Raw genomic sequence first — 19,608 nt, 5'->3', positions numbered from 1 at the left:
TCAACAGCGGAACTCGATCAATCAACTCCGCCGGGCCAACCAAGCCGAGACCGGAACTCACGTTTTTCCACGGCCTCAGTCAGGAGCAGCCCAACGAACCCGCTAGGGCATCGTTGCGACTTGCTTCGAATGCCGCCTCGTTCCAATCGCCGACGTCGCCCGGCGGCAACTCGACCCAGGCCTTCAGGCCGGCCCGGACCAGCTTGGCGCGAAGGTGCTCGGCCGAAGCCTCACCATCCTTGCCGCGATCCGCGGCGATCAGCACCGAGCGCACGTCAGGCGGCGGCATCCAGCTTCGCAGGTTGCGGGTCGACATCAGCGACCAGGCCGGAAGCGAGAACCGTTCACTGGCCGATAGCGTGGTGAAAAACCCTTCGGCGACCAGCATCTCCGGCGCCGCCTCGTCGATCCGAACCGCGGCCCCGGCGGGCACGGCGCCGACCGTCTTGCGGTTCAGACGCAGGTCCGCCGCCCGATGGGCGTTCGGCGCGAGATAGGCCAGCTCGACGGCGGTGAAGGCGCCCAGGGCATCGCTGACGCCCACCAGGAGGGCGGGCCGATGGTGGCGGCTCTCCGCCGCATAGGCCGAGACCGGCGCATGGCCGCAGTGGCGGAGCACCTGCGGACCTGGCAGGGCACGCGTGATCGCCCGCAGCCGACAATGGCGCTCGGAAAGGGTGTTCGGCACGGCCTTTCCGGCCTCCCAAATCCGCCGCGCGGCGTTCAGGCGCTCGATCGTCGTGCCCGTGTTCCCGATCGCCGAGGCGCGGCGCGACTGGCTAAGGGTGGTTGGGGCGTTGTGGGCGTCCACCAGGCCCTCGCCGCGCAGGTGATCGAGCACCGCGCGCCAGTCGCCATCCCCGAAGGTGTGGACGATGATCCGTCCCTCCTTCAGTAGCAGCGAGACAGACCGGTCGGCGGCGCTATGGCCCGGCGCTGGAATGTTCGCCCTCTGGCCGCGATCGTAGAGATCGCCGCCCAGGGCCTGGACGATGGGTCTCAAGGACATGGCGACCTCCCGGGACTGCCTGACCAAAACTCACCCACCCCAGGCCTGCCTCCACCCTTTCCGTCCGTGGCCGTCGGCCGCTCGGGATCTGACCTAGGGGGCGTTGCGGGGGCATCCCCCGCTGGTGGGGGTAGGCGCAGGCATCGACGCCTGCGACTCAGGGGGAGGGCGCTCCCCCACCAAATCCAGAGACAGATCCAGATCCTGGCCAATCACTCGCCAAACCGAAGCTTCCCCCTCGGCATCGCAACTCACAGGCTTGAAATTGAGGCGATAGCCCGGGAAATGGCGGCGCAGAATCGTCACAGGCGTCGATCAGGAGGGCGACAGCCATGTGCTTTTATTGCAAGATAAGCCCATCATGAGTTTGGGGCATTCCGTGATGAACACTGATCAGATCGCGGGGGACGAGGGCCGTAGCGAAGAAGCCTGGGTCATCGGCGCGAACCCTGAGCTGGCTATCCGGGCCCGCAATGTCTCGATGTATCTTGAGCGCGGCGGCTCCCTCAAAGAGGTCCGGTTGACCGAAAGCGAACACGGCGACTGGAGCGTCTGGCTGCGCCTGTCCGGACGCACCGGAGAATACAGGCTCGCCAAGTTCAAGTCCGACGCCCCGAAACTCTATCGCGACGTCAGCCTGGCGGTCGCCGCCTGCCGCGACGATTTCGGCTATTTCGGACCCATCATTCTGTCCACGGACAAACAGCCCAGCGCCGCGACCCGGGCCGCCGGCCAGGATCCCGGCACCGCCCAACTCGGATGACAGGGCTGGAGCCTAGCCGCGAGCGTCCTGGATCATGACGGCGTTCGAGGTCCCGGACGGCTTGTCCGAAATCGAACACGAGCTGCCGCTCGTTATGGAAATGATCGCCCGCACGGCGCGCTGGGTGCATCCCGACACCTTCAAGGCGTTGCCGATCTGGTGCCCGGACACGGCGAGGAGCCGACCCCGCTACGACGCGGCCTGGAGCAAGGTTCTGGTCAGCGGCAAGGGCGTGCCCAAGGTCGAGGAAAACATCCGAGCCGCGATGGCGCTGGTCGAGGCGCTCGGGGTCAAGACCCCGCCGAAGCCGAAGAATTGGACCGTCTGTCACATCTGGGGCTACGACGACGAGAATTTCGCCGGCAGGAGCAACGTCGTCCAGGACCCGCGCTTCTATTCCTGCGTCGGCAACATGACCTGGCTTCCGACCCCGCTGAAGGGCTTCACTGACACGGTCCCGCAGATCAAGGAGTGCCTGCGGGTCTGCGCCTACCATCTCTACGGATGGGCCTGCGAGCATGAGGATGTCCGGGTCGGCGCCGAGCGCGTTCGCGCCGGCGTCATTCCAGAAGGATATCCAGAAGCTTGGCCAACGGCCGAGCGGCGCACCCTCCCGCCCGGCACCGCGCCCTACAGCGAGCGGGTGCGCGCGGCGATCGCCAAGCGCAAGGCCCGGTTCCGCCAGCAGCTCGCCGACCCTGCCCTTGAACACTTTGGCCATGACGCCGTGCGCGAGGTCCTGGCCTTTTGGAACGTGGATCTGACGGCACCGGAGCACTGACACCGGCTACCGCCTGGCGGCCGTCCATCCAGCCCCCCGCGCCTCAGCCGCCGTACAGAACCAGCGCTCGCCGCGCGACAGGTCGATCCGCGTCGCGGCGTAGTCCTCCTGGCCGGGAACGTGGAATATCCGCCGTCCGGCGGCGTTGATGTTGCCCTTGATCACACAGCCGCCGCTCGCGGCCGGCGCGGCCGAAGCAGGTATGGACGCCGCGGCTGACCGTTCAGCCGTCCGCCACTCCGAGGGGCGCTCGAAGGCGCCCGCCCAGACGCCGCGCCGGGCCCGGCGCGCTTCGGCTTCCGCCGCCGTGTATGCTCCACCGCTGAATTGGCGATATTCCAGCGCCCAGCCGCCTCTGACCATCTCCAGGCCGAGATCGAGATCGCCCACCCTGCAGCGAGCGACGGCCCGGCCATATTGATCGCGGTCCCGCACCTCGCAGGTGACGTTGCGGCGCGCGATCAACCCGACCAACAGGTCCCGCGCCACCTCGCCACAACGATAGTCGCCGCCGCCGGCGTCCTTGCAGGTCTGTCGGCCCTCAGGCGCGTCGATCCCCCACATTCGGACCCGTTCGGAGCCGAGAGTGAAGGTGTCGCCATCGACCACGCGGGCCTGACCGCTAAGCGGGACCGGGCTCGCCGCGGCGAGCATCAGGCCAAGCATGACCCACAAGCTGCGCCCAATCATCGATGATCCTTGCGTAGGGTGACCAGAACCCGCTCGACGAACACCTCGGCGACCTCGGCCGCCTGCAGGATGGCCGTCGCGTAGTCGCGTTTGATCCGGTCGGCGGCGATCCCGCTCGGCGTCGACAGGGTCAGGAGCCCGTTCTCGATGCCGTGGAAGCCGACCTTTCCGAACCAGCTGCCATAGGCCCCCTCGCGCACGATGGCGCGGAGCGCCGTAGCGATGGCCTGCCAGGTCGGATCGTCGGTCCCCGGCGCGGCCATCAGGGCCACAGGCGGGGCGACTTCAGGCGGCGGGATTTCCCCCTTCACCCGCATGATCCGGGCAAGGTTCAGGCGCAGATCGGGCGCGCCCTGGGCGGTTCGGGTGACCATCCAGCCGAAGTATTTGCAAGGGCTCTGGATGGCCGGGTCTTCCAGCGCGATGGCCAGCATCGCGATAACCCGTGGCCCGTGGCGGGCCCAGCCCCAGCCGACCGAGAGGGCATTGTTGCGTTCGATTTCAGGAAGCCAGGTTTCCGCCGCGGCCGCGATCCGGGCGACATCGGCAGGCCCTGCGCTGGCGGGGTCGGCGAGGATATGATCCCCCACCAGCGCGGCCAGTCTCGGACAAACCTGGACGGCCGCTCTGAGCTCCTGGCGCACCATTTCCGCCGCCGCGGAGGGTGCGGATTGAGCGCCACCCAAGCCGCTTGCTCCCTCCGGGGAGCAAATGGCGCTGGATGTTCCGCTGCTGTGGCGTCGGCCCGAGGATCCGTTGCGTTTGCCGCTCGCGGGAGGCGTAGCCGGACGCGCGAAGGAAGAACTTCGCGACGCAGGCGCGTCCTTATCCTGTACAGAGGAACTGTCGTTCTTATGGGACTGTTCTAGGCGCCGGGATATAGGCGCCTGGGCGGCATATCTCTGCGCAAATACCACGGGCTCAAGGTACTGGGCTCGGCGGGCTTGCGCCGCCTCGCGGAACGCGGCGTCAGCGGCCTCCATTTCGTCCAGGCGCGCCACCAGCGGGGCCAGGTCATAGGCTTCGACGCCGGCGGGGCGGTTAGCACGATTGTAGTCACGGACCATGTAACCGGCCGCCTCCAGGCCGCGCCGGTTGGCCCGCGCCGTGCTCTCACTGCAGCCGAGATAGTCGGCGATCAGCGCCGTGCTCGGCCACACGCAGGCGACGTCCTTCTCCAGGCGGTCCTGATTGAGGTGCTCGACATAGAGCAGCAGGGTCATCCGCTGCTGGATGGTGAGCGTGGGCGTGCCCTTCAGCACGGCCGCGGCGATGCGCGCGATGCTTTCGCCGGGGCTCCAACGCCAGGCGCGGGCCTGCTCGCAGACCGCGTCGAAGTTGGGGGCTCGCTTGGCGAATCCTGGTCGCCAGTCGTCCTCGGATAATGCGGTTTGCATGTCGTCCCTTCGTGCTGGGACGAGGCCGTTTCGACGGTGCGAAACCGGCAGGCAGAAGACAACAGGTCTCCTATTCGGGCCTTGACGACGCAAAAAGCGACTTCTAGGTTGGTCCCGATCAATCAAGCCGCTACCACACGGCGCCTGCGATTTCCGAAAGCCTCCAGCGTCAACTGGGGGCTTTCGCCGTTTGGGGGTCTCGTCTAGGTCAAACTGAATTCCTGAATTGCGACCAGGCGCGCGCAGAGAATCTGCGCGCGCGACTCAGTCGGGCTCAGCGTTCAGTGAGTCTGGGCGAAGCTGAAGGCTTGGAATTGCACCATTTCGACCAAAAAGGGCCGATTCGGGCGGTTGACGGATATTCAGAAACGAGTCCCCGGCTACCGACTCAGGGATCTACCGCTTGTGGTCAGAGGACTTCACAGTGCCAGCCGTGGTAGGTCGGTCCCGTCGATCAGCACGGGGCGAACGCTACGACGCCCCGCTGATCGGGTTCGCCTTGCGCCAAGCCTGAAAGCCTCGATCCGCCTCCATAAAGGTCGACAGGATGTGAGGCACGAGCTGCTCAAGCGCGATGTCCTGGGCGTTGCTCTGGGCGTAGGCGCGCTGATAGTCGACCAGGTCGACGGCGAGCTTGCCGCGCAGCCGCAGGCGCAGGTCCGTCACCTTCTCCTCGAGGTCGATCTTAGCCAGGGACAGGGTGGGCTTGGCGGGTCGCGTCATAGGTGTCTCCTTTGATGGACTGAAGGAAGCGGTCGATCGCCGCGAAGGCGAAGTCCGTCAGCTTGAGATTGAGGCCGTCAGTGTGCCGGCGAATGCGCAGGCAGAGCGGCCGGGACAGGCGCACCGACACCCGGTCCTTGGCGCCGCGCACAGCTGGGAAGGCGATCTCGACGCCACTCTCCAGCGCCTCCACCAACTCTCGAAAGGCGCGCTCATAAATCAGCCGCACACAGCCACGAGGATTCTTGCGCGTATTCAGTCGTTCGGCGGCCGACACCATGTCCTGGTGCAGGCCTTCGGACAGGAACAGCCCGAGCTTCTCTGCGGTCTGGGTCACTGGAACTCTCTCTTACTGGTAGGGGGCGAGGATCATGTCCTTGTTGACGATGACCTGGAGGGGCCAGCCAGCGCGCACGGTGATCGTGGCCTGGCGGTTCAGATCACGCTCAGTGATCCTTTGACCGGTCTGCTGGGCCTGGTTGGAAACGCCGCTGGCGGTGCTGTTGATCACCAAGCCGCCGGAGCTTCGGTTGCCGGCGTCCTGGGCGGACGCCGCGCCGATGCTGAAGATCGTTGAAAGCAGGATGCCGCGCGCCAGCTGGCCGAAGTGCCCGTCCGTGCGGTCGCGAAGGCCGCTGGCGCCCGATAGGTCGGCCCCAGTCATCGAGCCGATATTGATCGACCGGCCGTCGGGCATGACGATCCGGTTCCAGGCGATCAACGCACGCTCCTGACCATAGGCGACCTGGCTGTCGTATTGACCGATCAGCCGGGCGCCCTGCGGGATCAGCACGGTGCGCCCAGTGACGTGGTCGTAAACCGGCCGGGTCACCTGGGCGATCACCTCGCCCGGCAGATCGGAGTTGATCGCGGTGATGAGGGCGGCCGAGATCAGGGTTCCCGCCTTCACCTCCCACGGGCTGAGCGGGGGCAGCAGCGGATTGGCCAGGTAGTCTTCGGACCGGGAGCCGGCCAGAAACTGGCGCTTGGCGCCCTGGCCGTTCTGCGGCTGCACCTCTGCCGACCGCTCGGCCGGCGGGGCGGCCCGGCCGGCGAACGCCGCCAACCCCGCCGCGGGCGCGGCCACATCCCGATCGGCCACCTGCACCGGCTGTCCGCCGAAGAAGGGACCGGCCGCGCGCGCCGCGCGGGCCTGATCGCGAGCCTCCTGAACGGCCGGGTCCACCGCCGGCGCAGGAGGCGCGGCAGCGACGCCGACGGCCGACTGGCCCGCCGCGTCCGCACCGGGCCGCGGCAGGGTGGCCATGCCCGGCGCGGAGGCCTGCAGGCCCGGATCGCCGTACCCCTGCGCGAAGCGGTTGGCGATCTCGGGACGCTGCGGCGTCTGAGTATCGGCCGCCGCTTGCGGATCCTGATCCTTGGCCGCCCGCGTGTGGGAGCCGCCAAAGCCAAGATAGAATCCCAAGGCCACGACGCTGGCCAGCGCGGCGGAGCCGGCCAGCAGGTATTTGCGATTCCACCGGGTCACCGGCGGACGTGGACCGGTCAGCACGCTGGCAGGCGAGGCCTTGCGCTCCGGCGCGGCCATCGGTCCTACGCCCTCGGAGGGCGGGTCGGGAGGCAGATGGCTCATCTCAGCGCGCCCCGCCGGTGCGGGATATCCGCACCACGACCTGGCGGCCCTCGCCGAGCCGCAGTTCGGCGACATCGATCATCCGGTCAACGACGTAGTAGCCGTTGGCGAACCGGTAGTTGACCAGCTCGGCCTGCTTGTTCGGGCCGATCAGGAAGAGCGGCGGCGCCTCTGTGGCCGCAAGGTCGGCTGGGAACTGGATGTAGGTCTTCAGGCCATCATCGAAGACCCGCAGCGGCTGCCAGCGGGGACCACGCCGGGCTCCGATTGGTTGGATCCGATAGGCGAAGCTCAGGCGGTCGATGGCGATGCTGCTGGCCACGACCGCCTGGTCGGCCGCCGCGCGGGCCGCCTGCGCGTCGCGCATCTCTTCCTGCGGATAATTCCAGCTGATCACGCTCGTATAGGTCTCGCCCTCGTGGCTGACCGCTTCGAGCAGATAGGTCCGCTGGTCCGTGGTCAGGATGATGTTGGTACGCAGGCCGCCGCGGATCGGCTTGACGAAGACGATCACCTGCTGGCCGGCTCCGGCGCCCTGGACTGTTTCGCCGAGCACCCATCGCACCGTGTCGCCGGCCGCCTTGGAGATCAGCTTCTCGCCAGGCCGAAGGGTGATCGCGGTCAGAAACCGCGGGCTGGTGTGGACCACATAGAGCCGTCCCGGCTCGAAGTCGTAGTAGAGCGCGGCGTTGAGGTACGCGCCGGCCGAGGGCAACGACCGCGCGGCGTCATTGCCCGCCTGGACGGTCCGCAGCACCGGCGAAGCCTGGGTCGCGCGGCGCACGGGCCGACGGCGGGGCGGCTGAACCGGCACGGTCGGGGCGGCTGCTCGTGGCGCCGCAACCACCACGGCCAAAGCGCGGGGTGGCGCGACGGGCGGAACGGCCCGCGCAGGCGCCGGCTGAATCTGAGCGGAGACGTCGGAACTGCCCGCGAGGGCGAGCCCGATGGCGAGGCTGGTGGCGCCGCAGGCCCGGAGGAATGTGTGTGTCATGACTAAAGCTCCCGGCTCCACTGAAACGAGGTGATGTAGATGCCGAGGGGGTTGGCCCGGAGTTCGGCCTCGTTTTTCGGCGCGTTGATCTTGGCGGTGAACAGGCCCGTCCAGTTCTCGGTGGCGCGCGTTGCGCCCTGGTCGAAGGTCGTCTCCCGCCATTGCACCTGGTAGGTGTTAGGACTGCGGGCGAGGACGGAGACGATCTCGACGCTGACCGCCTGAGCGCCAGCGTTGGCGAAGGGGTCGTGGGTCTTGGCGTAGTCGTTGAGCTGACCGATGGCGGACCCCGCCACGAACCGATAGGCGGCGGTCCAGTTGTCGCGGATGACGATCGCGTCGATGCTTTTGGAGCGGGTCCGCGTCACCCAGTCGGCCAGGAAGTAGCCGGTCTCCGCCGTCGATGGCTTGTAGCTTTGCCCGGCGACCTCGATGCGACCCGGTCTGCCGTACTTGTCGATCGGAACCACGAAGGTGGCGATGTTGGTGTTGCTGGCCTGGTAGATGAACCCGCCAAGCGACAGGGCCGCCAGACCCAGCGAGCAGAAGGCGGCGAGCCGCCAGTTCTTCGCCTGCGAGACGGCCGAGCCGATGCGATTGTCCCACTCCTGCGCGGCGCGCTGATAGGGGCTCTCGACCGGCGCGGAGCTGCCGTAACGGTCTTGCGGTCTCCTGAAGGCGTTCAACATGGCGGTTCTCCAGGGGCTCTAGGACTTGGGGTCATCGTCGGGACGGATCGGCGAGGCCGACATCCCGGGGCTGTTCGAGTCACCGCTGGCGGCCGCGGTCGCGGCGCTGGTGCGCGCCGCCGAGCCCAAACCGCCTCGGCGGGCCCGGGCTCGCGCGACGATCGGGGACGTAGAGCCGGCGTCGCTTGCGGGGGCTTCCGGCTTGGATGCCGACGGGCCGCCCGAAACCGACGCAGGCGCGCTATGGCTGGCAGGGGCCGGACTTGGAGTGGGAGCTGGCCCTGGGCTGGCGGGAGGGCTCGGGCCGCCGCCGCCGGGTGCTCCTCCACCTGACGACAGGCCGCCAGACGCAGCCCGCGCTGCAGCCACCTTCGCGCCACCTGCCGCCGCGCCCTGGGCAATGGCGCCTCCCGCCATACGAGCCGCGAGGCCGACGCCGGCGACGCCGGCTGCGACACCCGCCGCGCCCATCAGGGCGCTGCCGGCGTTGAGCTGCGGGCCACCACTGATCAGCGCACCGGCGATGGCGGGGATCTTCAGCGCCAGCATCACCATGACGACAGCGCCGAGGAGCAGGCCGACGTCCTCGTTGATGTCGGGAGCGGCCGAGACCGTGTAGCTGTCGAATACCGTGGTGCCGAGACTGACCACGATGGCCAGCGCCATGAGTTTTATGCCAACCGAGATGACGTAGCCGATCGCGCGTTCGCTCATGAACGAGGTCTGGGTAAGCACGCCGAACGGCACCGTCACGAAGGCAATCAGGGTAACGATGTGGAACTCGATGATCGTCACCACGATCTCGATGGCGAGGATGACAAAGGCGATCAGAATTCCGATGGCTGCGACCAAAGCCATCAAGACGACGTCGATATGGGCGAAGAACTCGATCGGTCCCGGGGCCACCTCTTTGACGTAGAGCATGAGGCCCTTGACCACCTCGATGCCCGAAATCACGATCTTGGAGGGCGAGGTCGTGAAGTCCGCCAAGCTCATCGCTCCGCCGCCCGCCTTGAGACCGAGCGCGGCAAAGCCGTTGACGACCGTCTTTGTCAGGCTCGCCCACTGGGTGACGAGGAAGGCGAAGAAGCCCACGAGGAGCACCTTGCGGACGAGCGAGGCCAGTACGTTCTGGTTTTCATCGATCGCCCAAAGCAGCGCCGTGATGGTGATGCTGATGACGACGAGCGCCGCCAGCGTCCCAGCGACGTCGCCTTGGATCAGCCCGAAGCCTGCATCCACCTGGCTGCGGAAGCGGTTCAGAAAGTCGTCGAGTGCTGCGGGGTCGGCGGTCGCCATCATCGTTTCCTGGACACGCGCCTAAAGGCCGCTGGGGTTTTCGACCCGGCTGCGAGGCTTCTTGAGGTCCCAGAAGCGGTTGCTCTCGACGTCACCCGCTGCGGCCATGGCGTTCACGCAGTTGGCGGACTTGCCGAGGCCGCCCGGATCATTGCGGCATCGTTCGAGCATCGCCCCTCGCTCATCGGCGTGGGCGAGGTAGTAGGCCTTGTCGTGGGCGGGCCCAGCCGGGCTACATCCGGCGAGCGTCAGCGCGACCAGGCCTAAGAATCCGAGACGGCGCACTACAGATCCCCCGGGTTCTTCACGCGGCTGGCGGGGTGCTGGACGTTCCAGTACCGCTGACTCTCGGCAGCCCCCGCCGCTCGGGCGCCTTGCGCCTGCGCCTCGGCGGTCTGCTGAGCCCGCCCCTGAGTGATCAGGATGGTCTGGAGCTGGGTGAGCTGGGTGCTGAGGCTCGCCAGCAACTGATTGGTCGCCTGGATAGCTGCTGTCTGCCCCGCGGCGTTCTGGGAAGCGGCGACCGCCGCGTTGACGGCCCCTGCGCTCGTCGGCTGCGAGCGAACGATCAGGTTCTGGGTCGCCATGGCCTCCTGGAGGGTCTGGCGGCTGTTGGCCTGCCATCCGGCCAGCGCCTGCCGCGTCTGGGCAAAGCTCATCCCCTTCAGGTCGGTCGGATAGGCCTGCTGAAACTGCTGGGCGAGGTTCTGGCCCTGGTAGCCGATGCCCTGCGCGGTCTGAAGAAGCTGCGTCGCCTCGGATGCGATCTGTTGCAGCGGACCCGTGACGTCGACGCCAAGCTTCTGCAGCATGGCCGCCTGGCTGGCGACCTGCTGCTGAAGTTGCGTGATCATCTGGAGCTGTTGCTCCACCTGCTTGATGGCTTGGATGATCGCCTGCGGATCGATGACAGCGATCTGCGCTTGCGCCGGCGGCGGCGCGGTCGTGCTGAGACCGAGACTGAGGACCGCGACAGCAGCGGTAGTGGCGACGAGCCTACGCATGGCGAGAGTCCTCCGAGGGGGGTGGGGAAGGGGAAGTGATCTGCGGTCCGGCGGCGTCCGCGCGTTCGAAGAGCGGCTCGGTCAGTGCGCGAAACAGGGCGGCTGCGGCGAACAGCACGATCCCGAACACGAGCAGGAAGAAGTTGTGGTGCAACGGCGTCGCGAAGGTCGCGACGAAGCCAGGCGCACACAGGGCCAGGAACATTAGCCGCCGACGCCGGCGTGTCCGGCTCCAGCGCGCCGGCACCCGAGACGCAAGACCCGCGAAGGCGTTGATCCAGGGCGCAACGGGAGGCTGGAGGCCAGGACGGGCCTCGGTCGTTTCATCGGGTTGGCGAGGCATGGTCATGCGACCCTCGCCTCGACGAGTTGGTCGCTGAGGTATTTCGCGACGTCCGGGTGTCCGACCGTCGCGAAGTAGGCCGGCGCAAACCCGGCCCGCCCGTGCTCCTCAAGGAGCGCCGTCATGAGCTGCTGATCGCCAGGCGAAGAGGCGCCCACGGTCGCTAGGGCCAGGGGTCCAAGACCCAGCTCGAACAGCCGGTTGCCGGTGCTCGACTGATAGTAATATTCCCGCTTGGGCGTGGCGTTGGCGATGATCCTGACCTGCTGCGCGTTCAGGCCGAACGCCTCGTAGAGCGCCAGGATCTGTGGCGTCTGGGCATCCGGGTTGGGCAGGAAGACCCGGGTCGGGCAGTTCTCGATAAGGGCCGGCGCGATGGACGAGTTGGCGATGTCGGCCAGGCTCTGGGTGGCGAAGACCACGGCGACGTTGAACTTGCGCAGCGTCTTCAGCCACTCGCGGATCTTCGCGGCGAAGGCCCCCCGATCCAGGAAGAGCCAGGCCTCATCGAGGACCAGCAATGTCGGCCGGCCGTCGAACCGCTTCTCCAGGCTGCGGAAAATGTAGGTGAGGACCGGGGCCAGTGCGGCCTTACTGGTCATCAGGTCAGACATCTCAAAGGTCTGCCAACGGGCGTCCGACGAGAGGTTTTGCTGGGCGTCGAGGAGATGGCCGTGCGGCCCGCTAAGGGTGAAGGGCGCCAAGGCCGCCTTCACCGTGTGATCCTGGATGGTCGCCGCCAGCAGCGTCAGGGTGCGCTGTTCCCGGGGGCCGGCCGCGAGGTTCTTGATCGCGCCCCAGATCTCTTCCTTTACCGGCGGCGTGATCTCCACGCCCTCGGCCGCGACCAGATCCTGCACCCACTCCTGCGCCCAGGCGCGGTCCTCGGCGCCGTCGATCTCCGCCAACGGCTGGAAGGCGATTTCGCCCTGGTCGCCGCCAAGATGGAAGAACTGCCCGCCGGTCAGCAGCGTGGCCGCGCGCGAGCTGGCGCCCTTGTCGAAGAAGAACACCTGGGCCTCGGGGTAGCGGAGCCACTGGGTGGCGATCGTATTGAGCAGCACCGATTTGCCGGCGCCGGTCGGGCCCACCACCATCGTGTGGCCGACGTCGCCTTGGTGCAGGTCGAAGCGGAACGGCGTCGATCCGGCGGTTCGCGTGACCATAAGGGGCGGCTGGCTGCCGGGATGGCCGCGCTTGGCGCATTCCGCGGTGAGGTGTTCGTTGCGCGTCGGGCCGGGCCAGATCGCCGACATTGGCATCATGTCGCAAAGGTTCAGGGAGGAGACGAACGGCCGGCGCAAGTCGGCATAGGCCTGGCCCGGCAGGCTTCCGAGCCAGGCCTCAACCGCGTTGATGTCCTCGACCTTGCAGACGAAGCCGACCCGGTTGATGGCGCCTTCCACCTCACGAACCCGGTCGGCGAGCCGATCGGGGTCGCGGTCCATCAGAGTGACGGTCGGGGTGAAGTAGCCGATGGAGGCGAAGTCGCCGCCGAGGATCGCCAAGGCGGCATCGGCGTCGTCCGTCTTCGCGGCCGCGTCCGGGTCTTCCAGTTGGGAAGGCTCGTGGGTGATGGCCTCCTTGAGCAGGGCCATGACCCCCTTACGCTTGGCGAACCAGCGTTTGCGCAGCGTGGTCACGGCCCGCCGGGCGTCTTCCTTGTCGAGCGGCAGGTAGCGGCAAACCCAGCGATAGCCGACGCCCAGCTCGTTGAGGCGGTCGAGCAGTCCAGGGGACGAGGTCGTCGGGTAGGCGCGCACCGATATCGTGCGGATGAAGCTCTTCCCGAGCCTGGGAAAAAGCCCGCCCTGGAAGTCATCGTCGGTGAGGAAGGCGTCGAGATAGGCCGGCGTTTCGGGGGTGCGGACATAGTGGGGCTTGGTCGAAACGCATCCATGCAAATAGGTGAGCGTCTCGTCGTCCGAGAGCTCCCGCACGCGGGGCATGATGGCGGTCAGGATATCGACGACCTGGCGAACCGTGCCGAGGAAGTCGTTGAGGGCCGCGCGATACATCCCCGCGGCGCCGCGGCCCGATGGCGCGTTCTCCAGCAGGAGGCTTTCGGCGGTGCTGACCGCCTCCTCGGGCGGCAGGTAGGTGAGGGTGAGAAAATAGCGGCTCTCGAAGTGCCGCTCCTCCGCCTCGAACGCCGCGCGCCGTTCATCGTCGATGAGGTCGGACACCGGGTCGGGAAACTCGCCGGCCGAATAGTCCTGGGAGGCTGCCCGGAGCGCCTCGATGTGCAAACACCAGCGCGAGCCGAGACGGCGAAGGGCGTTGTTGAGCTGGGCGCGGATCGCCACAAGGCTCGCATCGGTCGAGCTGGCGAGGTCCGGTCCTCGGAAGCTGAGGGTCTTCTGGAAACTGCCGTCCTTGTTCAGGACGAGGCCGGGGCCGATCAGCGCGACCCAGGGCAGATGATCGAACAGGCGCTCAGCCTTTGGGCGGTATTCCTTCAAATAGAGCAAAGTGAAGCCTCCTCCGGGAAAGCCGAGTGCCAGCATCGGGCTGGCGCCGTGGAGACAGGACAAAGGGGGGAGGGGAGCCCAAACGCACTGGCTTCCCCAGCGAAGACGGGCGGCGGGCTTCAGGCGTCCCAGTAGGGTTTTTGCCGGATGTGGCGGCCGAGCACGTCGAAGAAGTAGGGGTCGCGTTTGGTCAGCCAGTAGGCGCAGAGGTGGACCGCGAGGCCCAAGGGGATACCGATCATCGGGACCTGGAGCCCCAGGGCGAGCGTCGCGGTCACGGTGCCGTTCAACACCGCGATCATCCGTGGCACGCCGCCGATGGTCACCGGCTCGGACAGCGAACTGTGGAAGCCGATCTCAAAGCCCTCGATCCGGGATCCCGCCATCCTAAAACACCGCGCCGGCCGTCAGGTTGAAGAAGCTGGTCACGAAGGTTGTCGCCGAGAATGCGATGGCCAGGCCGAACACGATGCCGATTCCCTTGCGCATGGCCGACCCGCCCTCGGCGAAGGCAAAGCCAAGCCCGGTGATGACGATGGCGATCACGCCGATCGCCTTCGCCACGGGTCCGGCAAGCGAATTCATGATCGTGGTCAGCGGCCCTTCCCAAGGCATGGCCGTGCCGCCGCCAGCCGCCCAGGCGGGCTCCGCCATCACGAGAGCCGCCCCGACGGCAAGCAGCAGAACAGCCCCCATCGGGTGGCCAAAAGTGATCCCACGACGATTTCTGGAGATGGGTCTCATCGCTGGATCCTTCCGTCTCGACAGCCCGTGAAGGCCGGGTCGACCAACCGTGGGTTGATCCAGACGGTGGGTCAAGGCCTTTTATTGCCTACAACGCCCTTAATGTGCTTATTTATGTAATTTAGAGTTGTGCCGGCAGACGCAGCTGCGGGATCACTCCGACGACCCATCAGGTCGGCGCGCGATGGCGCTCTCTTTCGAAGATTTTGACTATTTCCGCTGCGTAAGCGGCCATTTGAGGGCGGAAGCCCGAGTTCTGTGGGCTGTTGATTCGGCACCCCAGAGCAGGCGTCCGTCATGCCCGCCATCTCGGGTCGCGCAGACCGAGGTGGCCAGCGACCTGGGAACCGGGTGGACACCAGCCAGACTCACCCCTCAGAAGTCTGCGACCTTAGTCTGTTTGTTTGACGCAAGTGAGGTGATCAAGGCCCTATATCGATGGCGCGGTCATGTCGTTAGCGCGACCAGCCATCTCCGCCCATAAGCGTCTCAACATTCTGACCGATGAATCCGTCGGGTCCTGTAAATCGATGGGCGCCAGAAACCTGACTCCCAGTTCCTGACCGCGTCGCCAGACGGTTTCGGTCTCCTGGCACACTCCGTCTCGCAAGATTACTCGAAAGGACTTGGGCAGAGGCATGGGGGAAGGGAGACGAATGCGAGCTCCGCTGTCGCTTACGTCGCGGATCATTCCATCAAGGGTGAAGGCCTCAGGCCCAAAGACGATCCGGCAGGCGAATAGGCAACGCTGCCGGGATGTTCGCCTGCGTTGCGCTGCCTCGGTTCGAACCGGTGAGATTTGGGCCATACTGGCAGTATAGGCCAACTCCCTTGCATCTGATTTAACGCGTCAACGCCATCCCGTAGACGGTCGTCCCCCTCACCGCCCACCAAGTACATTTCGTGACGAAGCCATGGTGCGCAGGTTGCACGCTTTGATGTCGCCTGGCGCTTCCCATCAACGCCTTTCGGGTTGGCGATCAAACGATTCCCGGACCGCATTCCGGACGGTTAACCGGCGTGACCAGGGCGTCGAACATGGGCGGCGGCGAGCTTCTCCAGGAAGAGCCGTGAGAGCACCCGCACCGGCAGGAAGAAGCCCTTGCGGCAGGCCACCCAGCGCTTGCCGTCGGCGGAGACCCTGCTGCCAGGGACGATGCAGTGGACGTGCGGATGACCGCTGCGCGGCATGTAGAGCATCCCGTTCAGGATCCGCCCGCCGCGGCCATTTCAGCGGCCGGCCAAGCCGCGAGACCGCCGGAAGAAGCGGCTCCAGAACCGACCATTCCGCGTCCGTCAGATCGCTTGAATACCGCAGGCCTTTGCGGGCTTGCTTCCTTCGGGTGGTGTCGATCCACATGTGACGCTCCGTTGATGCTTCGCAACACGAACTGAATCACAAGTCACTGATATCACCCAACTCCTTTTCGGGTACACACTCAGGCGCGGCCGAACCAGCGGCGGCAGGCGCGGCTGAAGCTGGTGGGCTCGGCATAGCCCAGGCGCTCGGCGATCTCGGCGTGGGAAAGTTCGCCCGCGTCTAGCAGTCCGGCCGCGCGGCGGCGGAGCTCGGCGTCGAGGAGGGCGCGGTAGCCGGCTCCGGCCTTGGCCAGGCGGCGCACCAGGGTGCGGCGGGAGACGCCCAGGGCGCGGGCGGCGGCGGAGGCGGTCAGGCGGCCGGCGGGGTGGGAGACCAGCAGGCGCTCCAGGCGCGGGCGCAGGTCGCCTGGTCGTTCCAGCCGGGCCAGGGCGGTCTCCAGTTCCTCGCGGGCGCGGGCGTGCAGGGACGGGTCAGCGAAGGGGGAGGGGGTGAGCAGGAGGGCGGCGGGGATGAAGACGCTGTCAGCGGCCCCGTTCCAGGCGACGGCGCAGAGGAGGGCGCGGCGGACGTCCTCGGCGTAGGTCGGCTCGGGGTCCCGGAAGGCGACCAGGAGTCCGGCAGGGGCGGCGCCGATGATGACGGCGACCAGGGAGACGACGCCGGAGAGGGAGGATTGGGCCAGGTTGCGCTGCCGGGCGGGCGACAGCTCGGCCACGTAGCGCATGGCCAGGGTCAGGCCCCGGCGACCGCGGCGGGCGGCGAAGTCGATCACGGGGGCGCGCACCCGGCCATAGGCGGCGACGATCTGCATGGCGCCCTCCAGGTCCGGCGCGGTGAGGGCGGCGACCCCTAAGGCGCCGTGGGAGGCGTGGCTCCAGACCTCGGGGCGAAAGAAGACCCAGCCCTCGCCCAGGAGGGCGTCGAGATTGTCCAGCTGGCGAAGCTGGCTCTCGACATCGACCTCGGCGGCAGTGGCGACAGAGGATGGGGTGTCGGCCGCCTCCAGGCCCGCCAGCAGAGCGCGGCGGCGGGGATCGCTGTCGCCGAAGCTGCGCTGGAGCAGGCGGAAGTAGCCGGCGGGCATGAGGCCGCTGGGGGCGGGGGCAGGGGCCGGAGCAGTCGGCGGGGGCTTGGGCGGCGTCATGGGGGAGCACCCTGCGCCCTGTGGCGCAAAATGCCAACTCTTCGGCGCACGGTGTTCTCGCCGTGGACCGGGAAGCGGACTTAGAAAGGAGGCAAGGTCCGGCAATCCATCGACGCACGGGCCGTCGGTTCAGAGGGAGGAAGACCATGGCTGACGGCAACGCCGGCGCGCCTATCGAGGACGCGACCTCAATCGCTCTGGAGGATATCGACGTCTCCAACCCGGCCCTGTGGGCCGCCGACAGCCACTGGCCCTATTTCGCGCGCCTGCGGAAGGAGGCCCCGGTCCACTACTGCAAGGCGTCCTTGTTCGGGCCCTACTGGTCGATCACCAAGTACAACGACATCATGGCGGTCGACACCAATCACCAGGTGTTCTCGTCGGAGGCGGCGTTGGGCGGCATCGCTATCATCGACCAGGGCGCCGAGCTGCGCCTGCCGATGTTCATCGCCATGGACCCGCCCAAGCACGACGCCCAGCGCAAGGTGGTCAGCCCCATCGTCTCGCCGATGAATCTCGCGACCATGGAGCCGCTGATCCGCGGCCGGGTGCAGCAGATCCTGGACGGCCTGCCGCGGGGCGAGACCTTCGACTGGGTAGACCGGGTGTCGATCGAGCTGACCACCCAGATGCTGGCGACCCTGTTCGACTTCCCCTTCGAGGACCGCCGCAAGCTGACCTACTGGTCGGACATCGCCACCACCATCCCGGCGCCGGGCATGCTGGTGGAGACCGAGGAGGAGAAGCTTTCGATCCTCATGGAGTGCCTGGGCTACTTCACGCGTCTGTGGAACGAGCGGGTCAACGCGCCGCCGGGGGGCGACCTCATCTCCATGCTGGCGCACGGGGAATCCACCCGCAACATGAGTCCGGAGGAGTATCTGGGGAACCTCATCCTGCTGATCGTGGGCGGCAACGACACGACCCGCAACTCGATCAGCGGCAGCGTGCTGGCCATGCACCGGAACCCCGACGAGTTCGCCAAGCTGAAGGCCAACCCGGACCTCATCCCCTCCATGGTCTCCGAGACCATCCGCTGGCAGACGCCGCTGGCCCACATGCGCCGCACGGCCCTGGAGGACTTCGAGCTCTCCGGCCAGACCATCAAAAAGGGCGACAAGGTGATCATGTGGTACGTCTCGGGCAACCGCGACGAGACGGTGATTGAGCGGCCGGACGAGTACATCATCGACCGCGAACGGCCCCGGCAGCACATGTCCTTCGGCTTCGGCATCCACCGCTGCGTGGGCAACCGCCTGGCCGAGCTGCAGCTGAAGATCATCTGGGAAGAGATCCTGGCCCGCTTCGACCGCATCGAGGTGATGGCCGAGCCCGAGCGCGTGCCTTCGCCGTTCGTGAAAGGCTACCTCAACCTGCTTGTCCGCATCCCCGCGTAAGTTTCAGTCGAGCCTCAAGAATTCCATGACCAAGATTACCTATGTGATGTTCGACGGGGGCGAGCGCGCCGTCGACCTGAAGACCGGCGTCAACCTCATGCAGGGGGCGGTGGCAAACAACATCCCCGGCATCGACGGAGACTGCGGCGGCGCCTGCGCCTGCGCCACCTGTCACATCTATGTGGATGCCGCCTGGCTGCCCAAGGTCGGCCCGCGCACGGCCATGGAGGACTCCATGCTGGAGTTCGCCGAGCATGTGGAGGCCAACTCGCGCCTGGCCTGCCAGATCACCGTCCGCGACGAGCTGGCGGGGATGGTGGTGCGGCTTCCGGAAGCGCAGCACTAGGAGCTGTGGACACATACCGCGGCCACAAGATGATGGCTGCGAGGGTGATGACGGCGAGGTAGTTCCTTGCGGTCTTTTCGAAGCGGGTGGCGACCCTTCGGAACTGCTTGAGCCTACTGAAGCAGCATTCGACGAGGTGGCGCTGGGCGTAGAGGTGCTCGTCGAGTGGGTGCTTCTTCGCGCGCGAGGGGTTGTTGGGGATCACGGCGATCGCGCCCTTTTCGGCGACCGCCTTGCGGATCTGGTCGCTGTCATAGGCGGTGTCGGCCATGACCACCTCGGCCGGCATGCCCTCGATCAGAGTGAGGGCCTGAGGCGCGTCACCGCGCTGGCCGGCGGTGAGATGGAAGCGGACCGGACAGCCCAAGCCTCTGACGGCCATGTGGATTTTTGTGCTCAGGCCGCCGCGGGAACGGCCAAGGGCCTGATCTTCAGACCCCCTTTTTTAGCGCCCGAAGCGTGCTGGTGGGCGCGGACGATGGTGGAGTCGATGATCAGGTACTCGAAGTCCGGATCGTCGGACATCGCCTCGAATATGCGCCACCAGACGCCCTTCTGGCTCCAGCGACTGAACCGCCGCCAGACGCTATTCCAATCGCCGAACACCTCGGGCAGGTCCCGCCAGGGCGAGCCGGTCCGCACGATCCACAGCACGCCCTCTACGAACATCCGGTTGTCGCGCCCGGTCGAGCCCTTTTGGTCCGGCCGCCCGATGACCAGCCGCGCCATCCGTTCCCAGCGCTCGTCCGTCAGCACCAAACGCTCCATCACACCCAAGACCGCCCCCAAAAAGCAGTCTTGAATCACGCTTCGGCCTCAACCGGAATCTGGAGGGTTCTGTGTGGTCGCGGACGCGGTTGGAGGGGGCGTGGCGCGGTCGCGACCACATTGAAGCCGGA

At 67.0% G+C, this 19,608-nt stretch carries 21 protein-coding genes and 3 pseudogenes; 4 read left to right on the top strand and 20 right to left on the bottom strand.

The features are described from left to right. Positions 1–79: 79 nt before the first annotated feature. Positions 80–1,009, bottom strand: coding sequence for a toprim domain-containing protein (locus OCL97_RS21310; RefSeq protein ID WP_377371723.1), 930 nt, complete (start codon positions 1,007–1,009; stop codon positions 80–82). A 382-nt stretch (positions 1,010–1,391) separates the two neighbouring features. Between OCL97_RS21310 and OCL97_RS21305 the strand changes: the two genes are divergently transcribed. Both OCL97_RS21305 and OCL97_RS21300 read left to right on the top strand, forming a co-directional pair. After that, positions 1,392–1,772 (top strand): hypothetical protein, encoded by a 381-nt coding sequence (locus OCL97_RS21305; protein ID WP_377371722.1) that lies wholly within the window; start codon positions 1,392–1,394, stop codon positions 1,770–1,772. A gap of 34 nt (positions 1,773–1,806) precedes the next feature. After that, complete coding sequence (locus OCL97_RS21300; RefSeq protein ID WP_377371721.1) at positions 1,807–2,553, top strand: hypothetical protein; 747 nt, start codon at positions 1,807–1,809, stop codon at positions 2,551–2,553. Positions 2,554–2,559: 6 nt separating this feature from the next. On the opposite strand, the gene OCL97_RS21295 is transcribed toward OCL97_RS21300, so the two are convergent. The 18 genes and pseudogenes from OCL97_RS21295 to OCL97_RS21210 form a co-directional block, all read right to left on the bottom strand. After that, positions 2,560–3,243 (bottom strand): thermonuclease family protein, encoded by a 684-nt coding sequence (locus tag OCL97_RS21295; RefSeq protein WP_377371720.1) that lies wholly within the window; start codon positions 3,241–3,243, stop codon positions 2,560–2,562. After that, entirely contained in the window at positions 3,240–4,766 is a 1,527-nt protein-coding gene (locus OCL97_RS21290; protein ID WP_377371719.1) for a DnaA N-terminal domain-containing protein, read from the bottom strand. Before OCL97_RS21290 ends, OCL97_RS21295 begins: the two co-directional genes overlap by 4 nt. 345 nt (positions 4,767–5,111) lie before the next feature. Next, the gene (locus OCL97_RS21285; protein ID WP_377371718.1) at positions 5,112–5,363 is read right to left on the bottom strand and encodes a DUF2274 domain-containing protein; all 252 of its coding nucleotides are present in this window, start codon (positions 5,361–5,363) and stop codon (positions 5,112–5,114) included. Then, positions 5,326–5,700 carry a hypothetical protein gene (locus tag OCL97_RS21280; RefSeq protein WP_377371717.1) on the bottom strand — a complete coding sequence of 125 codons (375 nt, stop codon included), beginning with the start codon at positions 5,698–5,700 and terminating at the stop codon, positions 5,326–5,328. The genes OCL97_RS21285 and OCL97_RS21280 overlap by 38 nt, the downstream gene beginning before the upstream one ends. Before the next feature lie 12 nt (positions 5,701–5,712). After that, positions 5,713–6,957, bottom strand: a complete 1,245-nt coding sequence (locus tag OCL97_RS21275) for a TrbI/VirB10 family protein (RefSeq protein WP_377371716.1) — start codon at positions 6,955–6,957, stop codon at positions 5,713–5,715. Between the two features lies 1 nt (position 6,958). Next, positions 6,959–7,951, bottom strand: coding sequence for a P-type conjugative transfer protein TrbG (gene trbG, locus OCL97_RS21270; protein WP_377371715.1), 993 nt, complete (start codon positions 7,949–7,951; stop codon positions 6,959–6,961). Between the two features lie 2 nt (positions 7,952–7,953). Next, positions 7,954–8,640: a conjugal transfer protein TrbF gene (gene trbF, locus OCL97_RS21265; RefSeq protein WP_377371714.1), complete on the bottom strand. Its 687-nt coding sequence runs from the start codon at positions 8,638–8,640 to the stop codon at positions 7,954–7,956. An 18-nt stretch (positions 8,641–8,658) separates the two neighbouring features. Continuing rightward, the gene (gene trbL, locus OCL97_RS21260) at positions 8,659–9,939 is read right to left on the bottom strand and encodes a P-type conjugative transfer protein TrbL (RefSeq protein ID WP_377371713.1); all 1,281 of its coding nucleotides are present in this window, start codon (positions 9,937–9,939) and stop codon (positions 8,659–8,661) included. 21 nt (positions 9,940–9,960) lie between these two features. Beyond that, positions 9,961–10,224, bottom strand: a complete 264-nt coding sequence (locus OCL97_RS21255) for an EexN family lipoprotein (protein ID WP_377371712.1) — start codon at positions 10,222–10,224, stop codon at positions 9,961–9,963. Next, positions 10,224–10,943, bottom strand: a complete 720-nt coding sequence (locus tag OCL97_RS21250) for a conjugal transfer protein TrbJ (protein WP_377371711.1) — start codon at positions 10,941–10,943, stop codon at positions 10,224–10,226. The genes OCL97_RS21255 and OCL97_RS21250 overlap by 1 nt, the downstream gene beginning before the upstream one ends. Continuing rightward, positions 10,936–11,148, bottom strand: a complete 213-nt coding sequence (locus OCL97_RS21245) for a hypothetical protein (protein ID WP_377371710.1) — start codon at positions 11,146–11,148, stop codon at positions 10,936–10,938. Before OCL97_RS21245 ends, OCL97_RS21250 begins: the two co-directional genes overlap by 8 nt. A 140-nt stretch (positions 11,149–11,288) precedes the next feature. Beyond that, entirely contained in the window at positions 11,289–13,757 is a 2,469-nt protein-coding gene (gene trbE, locus OCL97_RS21240; protein ID WP_377371709.1) for a conjugal transfer protein TrbE, read from the bottom strand. A 119-nt stretch (positions 13,758–13,876) separates the two neighbouring features. Further along, a complete protein-coding gene (locus OCL97_RS21235) occupies positions 13,877–14,143 on the bottom strand; it encodes a VirB3 family type IV secretion system protein (RefSeq protein WP_377371708.1) in 267 nt (88 codons plus the stop codon). A 1-nt stretch (position 14,144) separates the two neighbouring features. Next, positions 14,145–14,501 (bottom strand): TrbC/VirB2 family protein, encoded by a 357-nt coding sequence (locus OCL97_RS21230; RefSeq protein ID WP_377371707.1) that lies wholly within the window; start codon positions 14,499–14,501, stop codon positions 14,145–14,147. A 430-nt stretch (positions 14,502–14,931) separates the two neighbouring features. Beyond that, positions 14,932–15,309 carry a PilZ domain-containing protein gene (locus OCL97_RS21225; RefSeq protein WP_377371724.1) on the bottom strand — a complete coding sequence of 126 codons (378 nt, stop codon included), beginning with the start codon at positions 15,307–15,309 and terminating at the stop codon, positions 14,932–14,934. 230 nt (positions 15,310–15,539) lie between these two features. Further along, positions 15,540–15,677 (bottom strand): annotated as a pseudogene (locus OCL97_RS21220) (transposase); the annotation flags it as partial. After that, a pseudogene (locus OCL97_RS21215) lies at positions 15,678–15,861 on the bottom strand (transposase); the annotation flags it as partial. Positions 15,862–15,940: 79 nt separating this feature from the next. Continuing rightward, positions 15,941–16,966 (bottom strand): helix-turn-helix transcriptional regulator, encoded by a 1,026-nt coding sequence (locus OCL97_RS21210; protein WP_377371706.1) that lies wholly within the window; start codon positions 16,964–16,966, stop codon positions 15,941–15,943. A 146-nt stretch (positions 16,967–17,112) separates the two neighbouring features. On the opposite strand from OCL97_RS21210, the gene OCL97_RS21205 reads away from it, so the two are divergent. Together OCL97_RS21205 and OCL97_RS21200 are read left to right on the top strand one after the other, a co-directional pair. Further along, the gene (locus OCL97_RS21205; RefSeq protein ID WP_377371705.1) at positions 17,113–18,363 is read left to right on the top strand and encodes a cytochrome P450; all 1,251 of its coding nucleotides are present in this window, start codon (positions 17,113–17,115) and stop codon (positions 18,361–18,363) included. 25 nt (positions 18,364–18,388) lie between these two features. Further along, entirely contained in the window at positions 18,389–18,709 is a 321-nt protein-coding gene (locus OCL97_RS21200; protein ID WP_377371704.1) for a 2Fe-2S iron-sulfur cluster-binding protein, read from the top strand. A 16-nt stretch (positions 18,710–18,725) separates the two neighbouring features. Here the strand turns inward: OCL97_RS21200 and OCL97_RS21195 are convergent. Beyond that, positions 18,726–19,486 (bottom strand): annotated as a pseudogene (locus tag OCL97_RS21195) (IS5 family transposase); the annotation flags it as partial. Between the last annotated feature and the right edge of the window lie 122 nt (positions 19,487–19,608).

Source organism: Phenylobacterium ferrooxidans, assembly GCF_042714595.1.
Lineage (GTDB): Bacteria > Pseudomonadota > Alphaproteobacteria > Caulobacterales > Caulobacteraceae > Phenylobacterium > Phenylobacterium ferrooxidans.
The sequence above is the reverse complement of the archived record's forward strand: the minus strand, read 5'-3'. Positions and strand labels throughout refer to the sequence as shown.